Raw genomic sequence first — 16,282 nt, 5'->3', positions numbered from 1 at the left:
CCAGTGAAGAAATTAATAGGGAAATATGTGAAAAAAACAAATAATAAAATTGTTTTGTATTTAGTAGCAATAGGATTGTTTTCGCCAATTTTCTTTCAATTGGCGAGTGGGGTCTTTTACTCGGATGACTATAATTATTCAAGTCTTGGGAAGTTAACATTACTACCAATTCCATTTTCAATAATTATTTGTTACAGCGCATTGATATACTTTAGAAAGTTCATTGAAGTAAGAGAGTCGTTATTAGTACTTTTTTTTACGGTAATTACAATGGTATTTGCGACGGTAATTTTATCCTTAAAAGAAGACAGCTATAACCTGTCTAAATTTGTGCTACTGCTACAATTTGTTTTACCTATGTTTGCACTAGTTGTGGGACAACAATATGGCAGTAAAGTCGAGGCAATGAATATTTTAGGAGTTGTATTTTTTTGTATACTTGCTGCAATTGTTCCGCTGCAGCTGCTATCAACTATCACTAGTAGTTCAGAAGTTCTGTCCCCATCCATATTTATCTTTAGTATTTATCAACACCTACAATATGTGCCGGTAATTTTTGTCAGCATGTTTTTGTTTGTTATTTTTATTAGCGATCAGATCCCAAAAATACGAAGATTAATTCCAGTTTTAGCAATTCTTATGGGGGTTTATGCAGGTCTGTCTGCATCATTGCTTGCGATTAGTTTATTGGTTACTTTACCACTTGGCTATATTCTCTATAAATGCATTAGAAATGATAAATGTTTTTTTGCAATAAATACTTTTTTTATGATCATATTAGGTTTATCCATATTTATTGCTTATACAACTGTCCCAGAGTTGTTACGAAGTAAATTTATTGATCCGAATGAGTCAGTTACTCAAGATGCTGGAGTACCCGTCAATGTAACTGCAAGAGTTTTTTATTGGAAGTTTTATTTTTCTAATATTTTTTCAAATACATCTTCCCTATTTTTAGGGCATTTGGAAACTCCTAATAGAAACATATACCCCAGCGCTCACAATTATTATTTAGACTTCATCTATAACTTTGGAGCTTTAGCGTTATTACCTTTACTTGGATTGATAAGTTACACCGCTTTAAAAACCATCCAAAAAATGCATTACATTTGGCAAAAGCCAGAGTTACTCTGTTTGGTATTAATTATTTTTTTTCTATTGTTTATAGACAACTCATTGAAGGTGGGCTTACGTCAACCGTATCCGGGTATCGTTTCTTTTTTTATGTGGGGTGTATTGTTAGCATTTATTACTGATAAAAAACGCCTCCCAAACTCATACCCTAATGCCGAAGATAACTTTCATCATATCGAAAACTAATTAAAAAGTTTTACTACTTAAGTTACTCAATTATAGTAAAAAATAAAATGAATCTCACCTACGCATCTTTAGCAGACAACAAATTATCAAAACCGCTTATTTATCTTTTTTGGGCGGCTATATTTCTACTCTATGTCATCAGTGCAGCCAAATACACAGGGCAAGCACATGTCTATTTGATATTTAGCATCACCTCTAACCTGTTGCTTTATTTTGGTTTTAGAAAGAATGCTGTTTTTTTCGATACTTTTATCGGGATTTTTTTCTGGATAGGGTTTTGGCTTAAATGCGCCATCAGGCTTATTTCTACCAACGGCGTGTTTTATGTGCCGGTTGGTAATTTTGATGGTTCAGCAGCGGCTTTCGATCAGGGACTACTTGTCAGCAGTGTCGCTTTTTTAGGGCTGCTGGTTGCAAGCCTGCTGAGAGAGCATTTTTTATTCAATTACCCGGAAAAAATCGATGCTGTAAAAACTGGTTTATTTGATTTTTACATTCGTTATCGCAAGTCAATCTGGGTTGCTTTTTTAGTACTGATTTTATTTATTGGAGCCAGTAATGTGTATCTTGGGATTTATCAGAGAGGGGGCATCACCAAAACAGTTTTGCCCTTTGGCCTGAATGGAGTATATAAATGGCTGCTTTTATTTGGCTTGGCATCTATTTCAGCAGTCATACTTTGGCTCGAATTCCAAATCAAAAAATCAACGTCTATCACCGTTATTTTGTTAGCCTTAATTGAAGCATTCATTTCAAATGTCTCTCTTTTAAGCAGAGGAATGATTTTAAATTCATCTGCATTATTATATGGCATTCTAAAATGCTTAAAATTTGACACCATTACATTTAAATTGCGCCATATCATTCTCACGTTTTTTGTTTTTTCATTTCTTTTCATTAGTTCTGTTTATCTAGTCAACTTCTTAAGGGCTTCTCTTTTTAATGACTCTTACACTGATGAAGAGGTCGTTCAAGAGATGCACTCCAGTACGACACCGCTGTTTATCGACAGATGGGTAGGTATGGAAGGAGTATTGTCAGTTTCTAGTTACCCCAAGCTAGGCTGGCCTTTATGGAAAGAAGCCGTGAATGAAGTTTATAACGAAAACCAGACCAGCTTTTATGACAACAACTTCATTGAGTCCTCTTACGTAAAAACCGATAAAAGCAAGCACCACTTTATCTCACTACCTGGCATCGTCGCCTTTTTCTTCTATCCAGGGTCATTTGTGTTTCTGTTCTTTGCCATGCTGACTGTCGGTTTTGGTGCTGCTCTGATTGAATATGCTACTTATCAGCTTGGCGGAAAAAATGTGATTCTTTGTTCACTGTTTGCGCAGGTGATCGCATTCCGGTTCGCAAGTTTTGGCTATGTGCCCAAGCAGTCCTATTTACTGTTTGGCTCATTAGCATTAAATATCCTGCTCATCTTCATTGCCAATAAATACCTCTCAACGAGAAGCAAAAGCCATTCAAAATGAAAGTGCTGATCGTCTCTCAATACTTCTGGCCTGAAAGCTTCAGAATCAATGAAGTAGCTCGCGATTTGCAGCAATCAGGCCATGAGGTTGAAGTACTGACAGGAAAGCCTAACTACCCTGAAGGGATTTTTTATCAGGGATATAGCGGTGCTAGGCCGGTGGAAGAGTTATGGAATGATATTCCTGTTCATCGGCTGCCTATGATTGCGAGGGGCAAAAATAACAAGTACAAACTTGTCCTGAATTATCTTTCGTTTATTTTCTCAGGCCTGTTGTTAGGCCCATTTATGCTGCGTAAAAAGCAGTTTGATGTCATTTTCGTTTACGCGCCCTCGCCTATTTTTCAGGTGATTCCTGCCTCATTTATCGGGTGGTTGAAAAAAATACCGGTGGTATTGTGGGTGCAGGATTTGTGGCCGCAAAGTGTCTCAGCCACCGGGCATATTGAATCGAAACTTGCCTTGAAATTGCTTGAGAAAGCAGTCTCGTTTGCTTATCAGCATACTGATTTATTGTTGGCGCAGTCCAAGGCATTTATTCCGCAAATCAAGCGGCTCAGCCCACCAGACCCACCGGTGAAGTATTTGCCTAACTCTGTCGACGACTCATTCCTAAGTCCTGTGGCTGAATATCAGGCATCCATCCAGGCACTGGAGACAGGCTTCAATGTGATGTTTGCAGGCAACATCGGTTCTGCACAGGCGATTGAAACCATTGTCGATGCCGCCGAGAAACTCAAATTAAATGCAGAGATCAAGTTTGTCATCCTTGGCCGTGGTAGCAAACTGGATTGGTTGCAAGCGCAGATTAGTAGCAGGAATCTGTATAACATTGTGCTTGCGGGCCATCATCCGGTGGAAGCCATGCCACATTTACTAAGGCAAGCCTCTGTCTTGCTGGTGACTCTGGCCAAACAGCCAATTTTTGAATTGACCATCCCCAGCAAGATACAGGCGTACCTAGCTTCTGGCAAACCGGTGATCGCCTGCCTGGATGGCGAAGGTGCGCGTGTCATCCGGGAAGCGCAAGCCGGGTTGACCGTGCCGGCAGAAAATGTAGATTTGCTGGTAGAGGCGATCATGCAACTGTATGAAACGCAGCAGAATGATTTAGAACAAATGGGGCTAAATGGGCAAAACTATTTTAAAATGCATTTTCAGCATCATTTAGTCATGAATTCGCTTATCAGTCATCTGCAAGAAGCGATACAACAAAAACAGGGGCGTTAACTTGAGAGTTTTAATACTCGGGATCAGTGGCATGTTGGGCAGTGCCATGTTCCGTTTTTTTTCTGAAAAAGACACGCATGAGGTCTGGGGTACAGTCCGTAACAAAAGCAGCCTGCGTTTCTTTCGTGAGAAAGACCACGCCAATATCATCAGCGATGTGGACGTGCTTAACCACCACACGCTGGTAACCATTTTAGCGCAGGTGAAACCAGACTATGTCATCAACTGTATCGGGCTGGTCAAACAATTAGCTGAAGTCGATGACCCGCTCATCACCTTACCGGTAAATGCTTTGCTACCTCATCATCTGGCAAAGTTATGTGCTTTGGGCGGCGCCAAGCTGCTACAGATCAGCACTGATTGTGTTTTTTCCGGAAGCAAAGGCAATTACTCTGAAAATGATGTTTCCGATGCCACTGACCTATACGGCAAGTCAAAATTCATAGGTGAACTGGCGTATGCGCATACCGTCACAGTCAGGACCTCTATCATAGGGCATGAGTTGCAAAGCAAGCATAGCCTAGTTGACTGGTTTTTATCCCAGAAGGAAACCTGCAAGGGCTACACAAAAGCCATTTTTTCTGGCTTGCCAACCATCACACTGGCTGAAATCATTCATGATGATATTCTGCCGAACACCCAACTCACCGGTGTGTATCATGTAGCTTCAAATCCTGTTTCAAAATTTGAGTTACTGTCACTTATCGCACTACAATATGATCAAAAAACGGCCATTGTCGAAGATAACAGTATCGTCATTGACCGCTCTTTAAACGCTGACAAGTTCAAGCTGGCGACAGGCTATGAGGCCCCTTCCTGGCCCATCCTCATAAAACAATTACATCAATACTATCAATCTTTAGGAAATCATCGTGTTTGATAACAAAGTGCTCATGATCACCGGTGGTACCGGCTCCTTTGGTAACACCGTACTGAAACGATTCTTGTCTACAGATGTACGCGAAATCCGTATCTTTAGCCGTGATGAGAAAAAACAGGAAGACATGCGCATTGCGTTGAACAACAGCAAGCTCAAGTTCTATATTGGCGATGTGCGTGACTACCACAGCATTTCGCAAGCCATGCAGGGCGTGGACTATGTATTTCATGCCGCAGCATTAAAACAAGTACCTTCTTGTGAGTTTTACCCGATGGAAGCGGTGAAAACCAATGTATTGGGGACTGAAAATGTGATGAATGCCGCGGTTGCCAATCACGTAAACCGCGTGGTGGTGTTAAGTACAGACAAGGCAGTCTACCCGATTAATGCCATGGGTATTTCCAAAGCGATGGCCGAGAAGCTGGTGGTTGCCAAGGCTCGCCTGCAGCCAGAAAATAGCACTGTATTTTGTTCAACGCGCTATGGTAATGTCATGGCCTCGCGTGGTTCGGTGATCCCGCTGTTCGTTTCACAGCTTAAATCCGGCCAGCCATTGACGATCACAGACCCGAATATGACGCGGTTCCTGATGTCACTGGAAGATTCTGTTGACTTGGTGTTATATGCATTTGAACATGGCACGCAGGGAGATATTTTTGTGCAAAAAGCACCTGCTTCTACAGTGCAAGATCTGGCCGTTGCATTAAAAGAAATATTCAATCAGGCGGGCGATATACGCCTGATAGGCACGCGTCACGGTGAAAAACTGTATGAGTCCCTGATCTCGAGGGAAGAAATGGCGCATGCGCAGGATATGGGTGGTTATTATCGCATCCCTGCTGATAACCGCGATCTGAACTATGCCAAATACTTTAGCGAGGGTGAAGAAAAGATCGCTGAATTTGACGACTATACCTCGCACAACACGCAAAGATTGAATGTTGAGCAAGTCAAAACACTATTGCTCAAGCTGGATTACATACAGGAAGAACTGAATGCTTAAGGTAATGACTATTGTTGGCACGCGCCCGGAACTCATCAAGATGAGCCGGGTGATTGCCACGTTTGACAAGCATACCAGGCATATTCTGGTACATACCGGCCAGAATTACGACTACGAGCTCAACCAGGTATTTTTTGATGACTTAAGCATACGCAAGCCAGACTACTTTTTAGAAGCGGTGGGTGAAAACGCAGCGCAAACGATTGCTCGCGTGATCGAAAAAGCCGATGAAGTGTTTGCGCTGGAACAGCCTGATGCCGTGATGTTATATGGCGACACCAACTCCTGCCTGGCCGTGATCGCAGCCAAGCGCCGTAAAATCCCGGTTTTTCATATGGAAGCAGGTAACCGCTGCTTTGACCAGCGCGTACCAGAAGAACTGAACCGTAAAGTACTCGATCACCTGAGCGATATCAATATGGTGCTCACAGAACACGCACGCAGGTATTTGCTGGCAGAAGGTATTCATCCGGAAACCATTATCAAAACCGGCTCACACATGCGTGAGGTGCTTGATCACTACATGCCCAAGATCGCAGCTTCTGATGTATTAACTACGATGAAATTGGCATCCAGGCGGTTTTTTATTGTCAGTGCCCATCGTGAAGAAAATGTGGATAGCACGCAGAACCTGACTGACTTGCTCGAAACACTGAATGCGGTTGCTGAAACGTATGATATTCCGGTGATCGTCTCCACCCATCCCAGAACGCAAAAACGCCTGGATGCCCTGGGCGAGCAAACGATACACCCTCACATACAGTTTATGAAACCGTTTGGTTTCTGTGACTACATCAAACTGCAAATGGAAGCTTTGTGCGTGATCTCCGACAGCGGTACGATTACCGAAGAAGCTTCGCTGCTCAACCTGCCAGCCATCACGATCAGAAATGCACACGAACGCCCCGAAGGCATGGATGTCGGTACCCTGATCATGAGTGGCCTGAAAAAAGAGCGCGTGCTGGATGCCATAAAAGTTACTATCGACCATCACGATGCCGGTCATCGCACCGTGCATCCGGTCACTGATTATGAAAACCAGTTCGTGTCCACGCAAGTGCTGAAAGTCGTGCTGAGTTACGTCGACTATATCAATAGAACCGTGTGGTCAAAACCCCAAGTCTGATACATGAAGTTATTGATCACAGGTACAAGTGGATTTGTTGGCCAGTTTTTACAAAAAACATTAGCCGGGCAAGCACATCATGCAGTTACGCTAAGCCGCGGAACCACTGAAGACTTGCTAAAAGCTGAATCTTACCCAGGCGTTTATCAGCAAGTGGACACCCTGATTCACCTGGCCGGTCGTGCGCATGTGATGCACGAGACAGCTGAAGATATTTACCAGGCATATGCTGCCGTGAATATTGATTACACGCTTAAAGTCGCTGAACTGGCAAGGCGCTTAAAGATCAAGCGCTTTGTGTTTCTGAGTTCGGTAAAAGTGAATGGCGAGGCCTCCAGCCAACCGTTTACTGAAGCAGATACGCCAGCGCCACTGGATGCTTATGGCCAGACAAAGCTGGAAGCGGAAACTGCGCTAAAAGCATTCTGTGCAGCGAATGATATGGAATTAGTGATCATTCGCCCTCCCCTGATTTACGGGCCAGGCGTGAAAGCCAACTTCAGGCAATTAATTAAACTCTGTTTGCTACCGCTGCCCTTGCCATTTGCTGCGGTCCATAACAAAAGAAGCTTTATCAGCCTGGATAATCTGGCCGACTTTATTGTTTTGTGTAGCTGGCACCCCAAGGCGGCTGGTCAGACCTTTCTCATTTCAGATGGCGAAGATCTGTCTACAGCGACATTGATTAAAACCATACGGCAGGCTAGCAAGAAACATTCACTGCTTATCCCTTTACCGGCTGGGCTGCTGACGGTGCTATTCAAACTGATAGGCAAATCCAGCCTGGCGCTGCGATTAATGGGTTCGTTGCAGGTGGATATCACTAAAGCGAAAACATTGCTAGGGTGGCAGCCAAAAATCAGTTTCCATGAAGGTATTGTGCGGACATTAAAAGAATAACCATGTTGAAGAGACTACTCGATATTGTTCTGACGCTTAGCGGAGTCATTGTGTTACTTCCGTTTATGATTATCACTTATCTGCTGGTGAAACTGACTTCTGCCGGACCGGCTTTGTACTGGAGCCAGCGTGTCGGTCGCCAAAACCAGCTGTTCCTGATGCCAAAATTCCGCTCCATGCGCATAGGCACACCTCAAATCGCCACACACTTAATGAATCAAATAGCCAACCCTGATGCGTTTTTGACGCCTGTCGGTAGTTTTATCCGCAAGACCAGCCTGGATGAATTGCCACAGCTATGGAGTGTGCTAAAAGGGGATATGTCTGTTGTCGGCCCACGTCCGGCCCTGTTTAACCAGGATGACTTGATCAGCCTGCGCACAGAAAAGAACGTGCATACCCTGAAACCAGGGATTACCGGCTGGGCACAAATCAATGGCCGTGACGAGATTCCTATCCCTGCAAAAGTGACGCTGGATGCTTATTATCTTACGCATCAATCCCTGTGGCTGGATTTTAAAATCATCCTGTTGACCATACTCAAAGTGTTAAGACGTGATAACATCACTCATTAATTTCTAATAATAAACGTTTAAATGCTCAAACTCCCTGTTCGATTTTTATCCGGGCTTGCCTACCTGCACGATGGGCTGGCATTGGCGTTGGCGTGGTGGATAGCGTTTTTATTTCGCTTTAACTTTGAAGTCCCGGGTGCGTACCAAGGCTATTTTTTAGAGAGCCTGCCTGGCGTCTTTCTTTTTTATAGCATCTGTTTTTATGTGCTGGGGCTTTACCGTGGCCTCTGGCGCTTTGCCAGCCTGCCTGATTTGAAGCGTATCGTGCGCGCGATTGCTTTTGGTGCCCTGCTCACGGCCAGTTTTGCTTTAGTGGCACATCCGTCTATCATCATTCCAAGATCAGTGCTGTTCATACACCCGATGTTACTGGTGATCATGATGGGCGGCAGTCGCTTCCTCTATCGCTCGTGGAAAGAAAGACGTTTATTCAACACTGTCGCCGCACAAGGTAAGCCAGTCATCGTCATTGGTGTGGAAGACAGCTCGCTTAATCTGATTAAAGAATTAAGCAAAAGCCCGGAATGGCGCGTGGTGGCGATGATAGACCCGAATGGCAAGCTGGTTGGCCGTGAGATCATGCATACCAAAGTGGAAGGCAGTTTGCAGGATATTCCACAAATTGCAGAACGCCATGGTTCATTGCATTGCATGATCGCGATGCCTGGCAGCCGCCACGAGAAACGCCGCCAGGCGGTCGAGGCAGCCCGTCAGGTCGAAGGCATGGAGGTGTTGACCTTGCCGGCGATGTCAGACCTGATCAGTGGCCGTGTCAGTTTGTCGCAGATCCGCAAGATCGATGTCGAGGATTTGCTGGGACGTGATGTCGTACAACTGGATACGCATGAGCTGAGCGCCATGCTGGCGAATAAAGTAGTGCTGGTTTCAGGGGCTGCGGGTTCTATCGGTTCAGAGCTATGTCGGCAGATTTTAAGCTTCCATCCGACACAGCTTGTATGCCTGGATATTTCAGAATATGCACTTTATACCTTGCAACAAGAATTCAGCCAGTGGACGACGGATACAGAGCTGGTTTATGTCGTCGCCGATGTAAAGAACCGCGTACGCATCCAGCGGGTCCTACAAAACCATCGGCCAGATGTGGTACTGCATGCCGGCGCATATAAACATGTGCCTATGATGGAGCATTTCAATGTGGTCGAAGCGTTACAGAACAATGCTTATGGCACCTATCAGATCGCATCAGCATGTCAGGCAGCCAGGGTGCCTACGTTCGTACAAGTTTCAACCGATAAGGCCGTTAACCCGACCAATGTGATGGGCGCTAGTAAACGCCTGGCCGAGCTGATTTGCCAGAGCTTGCAGCATAGTGAAAAATCGGTGACCCGCTTTATTACCGTGCGCTTTGGCAATGTGCTAGGTAGCAGTGGCAGTGTGATCCCTAAGTTCCGCGAACAGATCGCGCACGGCGGCCCAATTACCATTACTCATCCGGAAATCACGCGTTACTTCATGTCTATCCCTGAGGCGGCACAATTAGTGTTGCAAGCGGCCACCATGGGCAACGGCGGTGAAGTATTCGTGCTCGATATGGGCACGCCGGTCAAAATCATAGACCTGGCGCGCGACATGATTAAGTTGTCCGGACTGCAGGAGCATGATATCCGGATTGAGTTCACCGGTTTGCGCCCGGGCGAAAAACTATACGAAGAGCTGCTGGCGGACGATGAAAACACGTTGCCTACCAGTCACGAAAAATTGCGCATCGCGCAGGCGCGTACGGCTGATAGTGTTTGGTTAGCCAACCTGCTTGAATGGTTGACCAATAGCCCGCATTTAGCTGAATCACAGCTTAAACAGGATTTACAGCGCTGGGTAGAAGAGTATCAGCCTGATACACGTCCGGCACCAAGCATTTCCTTGCGCGGCGAAACCCTGTCTCTAGATACCCTGCCGTCCCCTTCGCAGCAGATTCACTGATAGCGCACACTCCCAACAGGTTAACCTGGCCGTTGGGAGATACTTGGTTGAGCCAAGCCTACTTTTGACAGCGAATAAACAAGACCGGCAATAACATCATTAAAGAATGGGTTAATGGCACATCAACCTAATCCCACCTGCCGATAAGCCGCGATTGCTTGCCTAAAAAGCATATCGAGCGCGCTATGCCCCCATATACTTTTTTATTTACGCATTAAGCGTAGTCTATGGTTTGATGTCGTTTACAATGTCGGACCCACTCAACAACCTCTGCACCAACGCCCTTTATGCCTCATATTACGCTTGATAATGCTAGCTTAGCATTCGGTCATCATGCCTTGCTTGCCCAAGCTTCATTTCAATTAGACCCCGGCGAACGCGTCGGTTTGATTGGCCGCAATGGTGCAGGTAAATCAAGTTTACTTAAAGCGATTGCGGGCACTATCAAACTGGATGAGGGAACCGTATGGCGGGCTCCTAGCGTACGCGTCGTCTATGTGCCGCAAGAACCCGAACTGGACGATAAGCACACCGTATTTGAAGCGGTCGCAGAAGGCCTGGGCAGCTTGCAGCAAACCATCATAGACTACCACCAGGTCACCCATGACATGGGTATGCCCGACGCAAACATTGAAGCGCTGATGGAACACATGCAAGCATTGCAGCATGAAATGGATGCGCAAAATGGCTGGGTAGCGCAATCACGTGTCGAGACCGTGCTCAGCCGCCTGAAACTGGATGCCGATGTATTGGTCTCCACACTGTCTGGTGGCTGGCGTAAACGCGTTGCACTCGGGCGTGCCCTGGTAGCAGAGCCAGAAGTGCTATTACTGGATGAACCGACCAACCACCTGGACCTGGAAGCCATCGAGTGGCTGGAAGATTTGTTATTGGGGTTTAATGGCAGTGTGTTGTTCATTACCCATGACCGCCGTTTCCTGGACAAGCTCGCCACACGCATCACCGAACTGGACCGTGGCAATCTGACCGACTTTGTCGGCAACTTTTCGCAATATCAGATTAAAAAAGAAGAGCTGCTCGCGGTTGAAGAAACCCATGCGGCTAAATTTGATAAGTTTCTGGCACAGGAAGAAGTCTGGATCCGCCAGGGGATCAAGGCGCGTCGTACACGTAATGAAGGCCGCGTGCGGAGACTGGAAGCGCTACGCCTGGACCGCGCAGCCAGACGTGAGCGTCAGGGCGATGTCAAACTCAACCTGGACGCGGGCGAACGTAGTGGAAAGCTGGTAGCAGAGCTTGATCGTGTTTATAAATCCTATGGCGATAAAGCATTGATCAAAGGCTTCAGCACCCGTATTTTACGTGGCGATAAAATTGGTTTACTCGGCCCGAACGGTATCGGTAAATCGACGCTATTGAAACTTATTCTGGGCGACATTGAAGCAGATAGTGGCGACATCCAGCGCGGCACAAAAGTGAATGTGGCCTATTTTGACCAGATGCGGGAGCAGCTGGATGAAGAAGCCACATTGGCTGACACCATCAGCCCGGGTTCAGACTTTGTGGAAATCGGTAATGAGCGTAAACATGTCATCAGCTACCTGGAAGACTTCCTGTTTCCACCACAACGCTCACGTTCACCAGTAAAATCCCTTTCCGGTGGCGAACGCAACCGTTTACTATTGGCACGCCTGTTTGCCCGCCCTGCCAACGTACTTGTGCTGGATGAGCCGACCAATGACCTGGATATTGATACCCTGGAGTTGCTGGAGAATCTGTTACAGGATTACACAGGCACCCTGTTCCTCGTCAGCCATGACCGTGCTTTCCTGGAAAACACCGTTACACAAGTGATTGCTTTTGAAGGACAAGGCAAGTTAACCGAATTCGGTGGTGGATACGATGACTGGTTAAGATTCAGCCAGGATAGGAGTAGCAAAACACCTCCTACGCCTAAAGCACCGGCCGCGCCCACATCACCGCCCCCTACGGCAACCACGCGGAAAACCTTGAGTTTCAAGGAGCAACGTGAACTGGAGACCTTGCCGGGAGAGATTGAAGTACTAGAACAGGAACAAGCCGCGATTCAAGCACAATTTGCGCAAGGCGATATTTATAAACAGGCGCCAGACCAGGCAAAAGTGTTGCAGGATAGACTCAGTGAGATTGAAGCATTGATATTGCAGAAACTGGAACGCTGGGAAGCGCTGGAAAAACAGCAGTAACCCAGCACGATACGCGCGAAATCCGCACGGAATCAATTGCTTAGCGGATCTAAACCACGCAATCTGTATTAAAAAAGCCGAATCGATTTGATTCGGCTTTTTTGATTAAACGGGAAACACTTACACAGAGAAGCTGGCGCGTGCGCTGTTGCCACCACGTGACTGGCCATTTTTGCCATACAGTTGTGTGCTATTCGTCGTATTGCCTTGCAACACATCTAGTTTTTCCTGGTTGCGCTGGAAGTGCTTATTGATCAGTACACCATTCAGGCGATTAAGCTCTTTTGCTTGCGCCAACTGTTTCTGGAAATTGATCCAGGCATCATCCATCACTGGGCTGGAACGTAATTCCAGCCATTTGGACATCCCGTTTTCATTTGCCTCAAAGCCTGCCGCCGCCAGCGCTGCATAGCGTTGGTTGGCAGCTTCGCCCAAGGATTGCAACAGTTCCACCCGTTTGTCTACCATCTGTTCAATGGTATCAAGGTCAGCAGAAACCAATGCCGTTTGCTCGTTATGCAAATCCTGAATCAACTCGGCCACAAGGGTGGCATCGGCTTCAAAACTAATGGCCGGAACTGAAGTGCGATTTGCATTACTCATAACGTCATCCTTTATTCGGTTGTATCAAATCTTTAACGGTTTGCAGTAAACCATCCGCCACTTTGGCAGTGTCTACCGAGAAATCACCACGCGCAATCGCTGCTTTAATCTCTTCCACTTTATTGGTGTCAAAGACTTCACCGTTAGCCAGACCGGCTTCCAGTGATTGCAACTGCACCGAAGCCGCTGACAAGGTCACATTATCTGACGATGCGTTGGACGAAGTAGCAGATGCTTTTTCGCTGCTTTTGCTGTTGCTGCTTTTATCTAATACCGGTTTATCAACGGTACCAAGTTTCTTAATGGAGTCTGAAATATTCATGCCGTGCCTCTGTCTCTGTCTATCTGGTTGTAAGGGTCTTTAAACCCTCAATTGTTAACAGTACTAACGACATAGTTTAAGCGAACTTTAGGGCTTAATATACTTTTTATCTCAAGTTTATGATCAATAAGCATTTTTCGACTCTAAAAACCCTGAATACTGTTGCTGGCTAAAAACGCACATCCACTTTACCGGAAGCTTGCGCCACGCCTTTAATCACCTGGCCACTGCTGACTTTCACATCGACCACCTGTCCGACATTCGCCGTTTGCATGGCGGTACCATCTGCCGAGATGACGAATCCCTCACCACGGCTGTTTAACTGCACCATCTGGCCCTGCATAATTACTGGCATCGCTTTGAGCAGCTCAGGTCTTAATACAGTGCCCAATGGCATATTCAACGAAGCTTTTTTACCTTCCAGCATAGCTAGGTCAGTGATGATGCCTGCGGGCAGTTTGGTTAAATCACCGGTCTGCATCACGATATCTGATGTCTGCACAGGTGAGCCCTGGCTGACAGGTAACGCGGTCACTGCAAATTCGCCCCAAACCTGCACATCAGCTTGTACGTATAAGGTCCATGGCTTGGTGGCTGATTGCAAACAGCGCACACCAATATGGGTTTTGCCCCATAAGCGCGCGCCTTGTACGGTAAACCCTTCCATCAAATCACACTCAGCAATGCGGATACGGTTATCTAACGGCTGGATTTCAATATTCACTTTGCCTGGATAGCCCTGCGTCTGACTCTGTACATACTGCATCACCGCCTGGTAGACACGCGATTGCATATCACTTGCAGCAGGCGCTACTACACGCTGGTTAGCCGCAACTGCATTGTTAGGCACACGATCAGCCGCCTGCACATGACAGGCAAAAAGCCAGATCAGGCATGGGATCACTGCAGCAAAAATGGTAGGCAGACGAGGTTTCATGGAGTCTTATTCTACGCATGGCAGGCAGAAGTCATTCATGAAATAAAGGCTATTTACCCCTCTTAATTCAAGAATCGTTATTGTCATCGCCGCGTACACTAAGCACAGCTAGTAAAAGTCATGTGTGCGTGAAAGCAGGCCCGCTTAACTGGGTTAACGACGGCAGATGGCAAAACTTTAAGAGTTTTTTCGGGAACACCCGGGAAAGGAAAGACGATGATCAACAAACTGGATGCCGCGCTGAGTTTTCACCAGACGGCGCTGCGCGTGCGCAATCAGCGTCAGGAATTGCTTGCTTCTAATATTGCCAATGCCGATACACCGCAATACAAGGCACGCGACATCGATTTTAAAGCGACCATGCAGTCGGCATTGCAGCAAAGCGCAGGCGGAAAGTCTGCGCAGCAACCTGCAGGCCTGTTACAACAAACCAACAGCGGGCATATGAATGCCGCTGGCGGCAACGGCAACCTGGGTTCTAGCGATGTGCTGTTCCGCTCTGTACTGCAAGGTTCAGTCGATGGGAACACGGTAGATATGGACGTCGAGCGTAATGCCTATGTAGATAATGGCATCCGTTATGAGGCCAGCCTCACCATGATGTCTGGCCAGATCAAGAAAATGCTGTCAGCGATCACCGGCCAGTAAGTTAAAGGAGCAAGCATATGTCTTTATTCAATGTATTCAAGATTTCCGGCTCGGCCATGAGTGCGCAATCGCTGCGACTCAATACCGTAGCCAGCAACCTGGCCAACGCGGATAGCGTAGTCAGCTCGGACGGCAAACCTTACCAGGCCAAACAAGTGGTGTTTAAAGCGGTGCAGGACGCAGCCAGCAACACCAGCACGGTACAGGTAGACCGTGTGATTGAAGATACCAAGCCTGGCAAGATGGTCTACGACCCCAAGAATCCGATGGCTAACAGCGATGGTTACCTGACCATGCCTAACGTGAATGTCACGGAAGAAATGGTGAACATGATTTCCGCATCCCGCGCTTACCAGAACAACGTGGAAACCATGAATGCTGCCAAGTCCATGCTGCTCAAAACACTCAATATCGGTCAATAACCTTATATAAGGATTTTTCAACATGACAACCGTCAATACAAACAATCAGGTATCGCAGGACATTCTTGATGCGGTCAACAAAAAAAGTAATTCTAAAGGCAGCAATGTCGATGAAGCACAAGACCGCTTCATGACACTACTGGTCACGCAGATGAAAAACCAGGACCCGCTCAACCCGATGGATAACGCGCAGGTGACCAGCCAGATGGCGCAACTGAACACGGTGACCGGTATTAACAAATTGAATGAAACCATGGGCAGCCTGATCAGCAGCGTACAGCTGGGCCAGTCTTACCAGGCGACCAGCATGATAGGCCATAGCGTATTGGTGTCAGGCAATAGCCTGAGCCATACCGACAAAGGCGGCTATTTTGGTGTGAATGTGCCTAATGGTGCAGACACGGTCTCGGTGAACATCAAAGATGGCGCAGGCCAGGTCGTGCGCACACTGAGCTTCGGCAAACAGGATGTAGGCGTGAATGCCCTGAGCTGGGATGGCAAGGCCACCGATGGCACTGTTGCACCAAGTGGCGACTACACCTATGAGATCACCGCCAAGATCGGCGATGCCACCACCACCGCCACCGCACTCAGCCTGGCGCAGGTACAAAGTGTGTCTAACAGCAGCAGCGGTATCAAACTGAATCTGAGTAACAACTCGGCAGTCGCAGTTTCTGACGTCGTCGAAATCTTCTAATCGATATTTTAA

At 46.7% G+C, this 16,282-nt stretch carries 16 protein-coding genes; 13 read left to right on the top strand and 3 right to left on the bottom strand.

Annotated elements, in window-relative coordinates:
• Nucleotides 1-27: 27 nt before the first annotated feature.
• From ACTS9Y_RS12205 to ACTS9Y_RS12160, 10 genes are all read left to right on the top strand, one after another.
• Complete coding sequence (locus tag ACTS9Y_RS12205) at nt 28-1,320, top strand: hypothetical protein (protein ID WP_442586198.1); 1,293 nt, start codon at nt 28-30, stop codon at nt 1,318-1,320.
• Nucleotides 1,321-1,367: 47 nt separating this feature from the next.
• Nucleotides 1,368-2,801, top strand: coding sequence for a hypothetical protein (locus ACTS9Y_RS12200; protein ID WP_442586197.1), 1,434 nt, complete (start codon nt 1,368-1,370; stop codon nt 2,799-2,801).
• Entirely contained in the window at nt 2,798-4,030 is a 1,233-nt protein-coding gene (locus ACTS9Y_RS12195; RefSeq protein ID WP_442586196.1) for a glycosyltransferase family 4 protein, read from the top strand. The genes ACTS9Y_RS12200 and ACTS9Y_RS12195 overlap by 4 nt, the downstream gene beginning before the upstream one ends.
• A gap of 1 nt (nt 4,031) precedes the next feature.
• A complete protein-coding gene (locus tag ACTS9Y_RS12190; protein WP_442586195.1) occupies nt 4,032-4,910 on the top strand; it encodes a dTDP-4-dehydrorhamnose reductase family protein in 879 nt (292 codons plus the stop codon).
• A complete protein-coding gene (locus tag ACTS9Y_RS12185; protein WP_442586194.1) occupies nt 4,903-5,913 on the top strand; it encodes a polysaccharide biosynthesis protein in 1,011 nt (336 codons plus the stop codon). Before ACTS9Y_RS12190 ends, ACTS9Y_RS12185 begins: the two co-directional genes overlap by 8 nt.
• The gene (gene wecB / locus ACTS9Y_RS12180; RefSeq protein WP_442586193.1) at nt 5,906-7,039 is read left to right on the top strand and encodes a non-hydrolyzing UDP-N-acetylglucosamine 2-epimerase; all 1,134 of its coding nucleotides are present in this window, start codon (nt 5,906-5,908) and stop codon (nt 7,037-7,039) included. Before ACTS9Y_RS12185 ends, wecB begins: the two co-directional genes overlap by 8 nt.
• A 3-nt stretch (nt 7,040-7,042) precedes the next feature.
• A complete protein-coding gene (locus tag ACTS9Y_RS12175) occupies nt 7,043-7,939 on the top strand; it encodes an NAD-dependent epimerase/dehydratase family protein (protein ID WP_442586192.1) in 897 nt (298 codons plus the stop codon).
• A 2-nt stretch (nt 7,940-7,941) separates the two neighbouring features.
• Nucleotides 7,942-8,514, top strand: coding sequence for a sugar transferase (locus tag ACTS9Y_RS12170; protein WP_442586191.1), 573 nt, complete (start codon nt 7,942-7,944; stop codon nt 8,512-8,514).
• A gap of 21 nt (nt 8,515-8,535) precedes the next feature.
• Nucleotides 8,536-10,455 (top strand): polysaccharide biosynthesis protein, encoded by a 1,920-nt coding sequence (locus ACTS9Y_RS12165; RefSeq protein ID WP_442586190.1) that lies wholly within the window; start codon nt 8,536-8,538, stop codon nt 10,453-10,455.
• A gap of 287 nt (nt 10,456-10,742) precedes the next feature.
• Nucleotides 10,743-12,641 carry an ATP-binding cassette domain-containing protein gene (locus ACTS9Y_RS12160; RefSeq protein ID WP_442586189.1) on the top strand — a complete coding sequence of 633 codons (1,899 nt, stop codon included), beginning with the start codon at nt 10,743-10,745 and terminating at the stop codon, nt 12,639-12,641.
• Nucleotides 12,642-12,761: 120 nt separating this feature from the next.
• Here ACTS9Y_RS12160 and ACTS9Y_RS12155 read toward each other — a convergent pair whose 3' ends face one another.
• The 3 genes from ACTS9Y_RS12155 to flgA form a co-directional block, all read right to left on the bottom strand.
• Nucleotides 12,762-13,244, bottom strand: a complete 483-nt coding sequence (locus tag ACTS9Y_RS12155) for a flagella synthesis protein FlgN (protein ID WP_442586188.1) — start codon at nt 13,242-13,244, stop codon at nt 12,762-12,764.
• A 4-nt stretch (nt 13,245-13,248) separates the two neighbouring features.
• A complete protein-coding gene (gene flgM / locus ACTS9Y_RS12150; protein ID WP_442586187.1) occupies nt 13,249-13,566 on the bottom strand; it encodes a flagellar biosynthesis anti-sigma factor FlgM in 318 nt (105 codons plus the stop codon).
• A gap of 169 nt (nt 13,567-13,735) precedes the next feature.
• Nucleotides 13,736-14,503, bottom strand: coding sequence for a flagellar basal body P-ring formation chaperone FlgA (gene flgA, locus ACTS9Y_RS12145; protein WP_442586186.1), 768 nt, complete (start codon nt 14,501-14,503; stop codon nt 13,736-13,738).
• Between the two features lie 216 nt (nt 14,504-14,719).
• Between flgA and flgB the strand changes: the two genes are divergently transcribed.
• From flgB to ACTS9Y_RS12130, 3 genes are read left to right on the top strand one after another with little or no spacing between them, the layout of a single operon-like run.
• Entirely contained in the window at nt 14,720-15,151 is a 432-nt protein-coding gene (gene flgB, locus ACTS9Y_RS12140) for a flagellar basal body rod protein FlgB (protein WP_442586185.1), read from the top strand.
• Between the two features lie 17 nt (nt 15,152-15,168).
• Complete coding sequence (gene flgC / locus ACTS9Y_RS12135; protein WP_442586184.1) at nt 15,169-15,573, top strand: flagellar basal body rod protein FlgC; 405 nt, start codon at nt 15,169-15,171, stop codon at nt 15,571-15,573.
• Between the two features lie 22 nt (nt 15,574-15,595).
• Nucleotides 15,596-16,270, top strand: coding sequence for a flagellar hook assembly protein FlgD (locus ACTS9Y_RS12130; protein ID WP_442586183.1), 675 nt, complete (start codon nt 15,596-15,598; stop codon nt 16,268-16,270).
• Nucleotides 16,271-16,282: the final 12 nt, after the last annotated feature.

The sequence above is a fragment of the Methylophilus sp. genome (assembly GCF_052173275.1).
Lineage (GTDB): Bacteria > Pseudomonadota > Gammaproteobacteria > Burkholderiales > Methylophilaceae > Methylophilus.
Note: the sequence above shows the minus strand (reverse complement) of the source record. Positions and strands in the feature narration are given on the sequence as shown.

What these genes read in the sequence shown, in the direction of transcription:
- ACTS9Y_RS12200 (WP_442586197.1), top strand. Translation starts at nt 1,368, where the DNA reads ATGAATCTCACCTACGCATCTTTAGCAGACAACAAATTATCAAAACCG.
- ACTS9Y_RS12195 (WP_442586196.1), top strand. Translation starts at nt 2,798, where the DNA reads ATGAAAGTGCTGATCGTCTCTCAATACTTCTGGCCTGAAAGCTTCAGA.
- wecB (WP_442586193.1), top strand. Translation starts at nt 5,906, where the DNA reads ATGCTTAAGGTAATGACTATTGTTGGCACGCGCCCGGAACTCATCAAG.
- ACTS9Y_RS12175 (WP_442586192.1), top strand. Translation starts at nt 7,043, where the DNA reads ATGAAGTTATTGATCACAGGTACAAGTGGATTTGTTGGCCAGTTTTTA.
- ACTS9Y_RS12170 (WP_442586191.1), top strand. Translation starts at nt 7,942, where the DNA reads ATGTTGAAGAGACTACTCGATATTGTTCTGACGCTTAGCGGAGTCATT.
- ACTS9Y_RS12165 (WP_442586190.1), top strand. Translation starts at nt 8,536, where the DNA reads ATGCTCAAACTCCCTGTTCGATTTTTATCCGGGCTTGCCTACCTGCAC.
- ACTS9Y_RS12160 (WP_442586189.1), top strand. Translation starts at nt 10,743, where the DNA reads ATGCCTCATATTACGCTTGATAATGCTAGCTTAGCATTCGGTCATCAT.
- ACTS9Y_RS12155 (WP_442586188.1), bottom strand. Translation starts at nt 13,244, where the DNA reads ATGAGTAATGCAAATCGCACTTCAGTTCCGGCCATTAGTTTTGAAGCC.
- flgM (WP_442586187.1), bottom strand. Translation starts at nt 13,566, where the DNA reads ATGAATATTTCAGACTCCATTAAGAAACTTGGTACCGTTGATAAACCG.
- flgA (WP_442586186.1), bottom strand. Translation starts at nt 14,503, where the DNA reads ATGAAACCTCGTCTGCCTACCATTTTTGCTGCAGTGATCCCATGCCTG.
- flgB (WP_442586185.1), top strand. Translation starts at nt 14,720, where the DNA reads ATGATCAACAAACTGGATGCCGCGCTGAGTTTTCACCAGACGGCGCTG.
- flgC (WP_442586184.1), top strand. Translation starts at nt 15,169, where the DNA reads ATGTCTTTATTCAATGTATTCAAGATTTCCGGCTCGGCCATGAGTGCG.
- ACTS9Y_RS12130 (WP_442586183.1), top strand. Translation starts at nt 15,596, where the DNA reads ATGACAACCGTCAATACAAACAATCAGGTATCGCAGGACATTCTTGAT.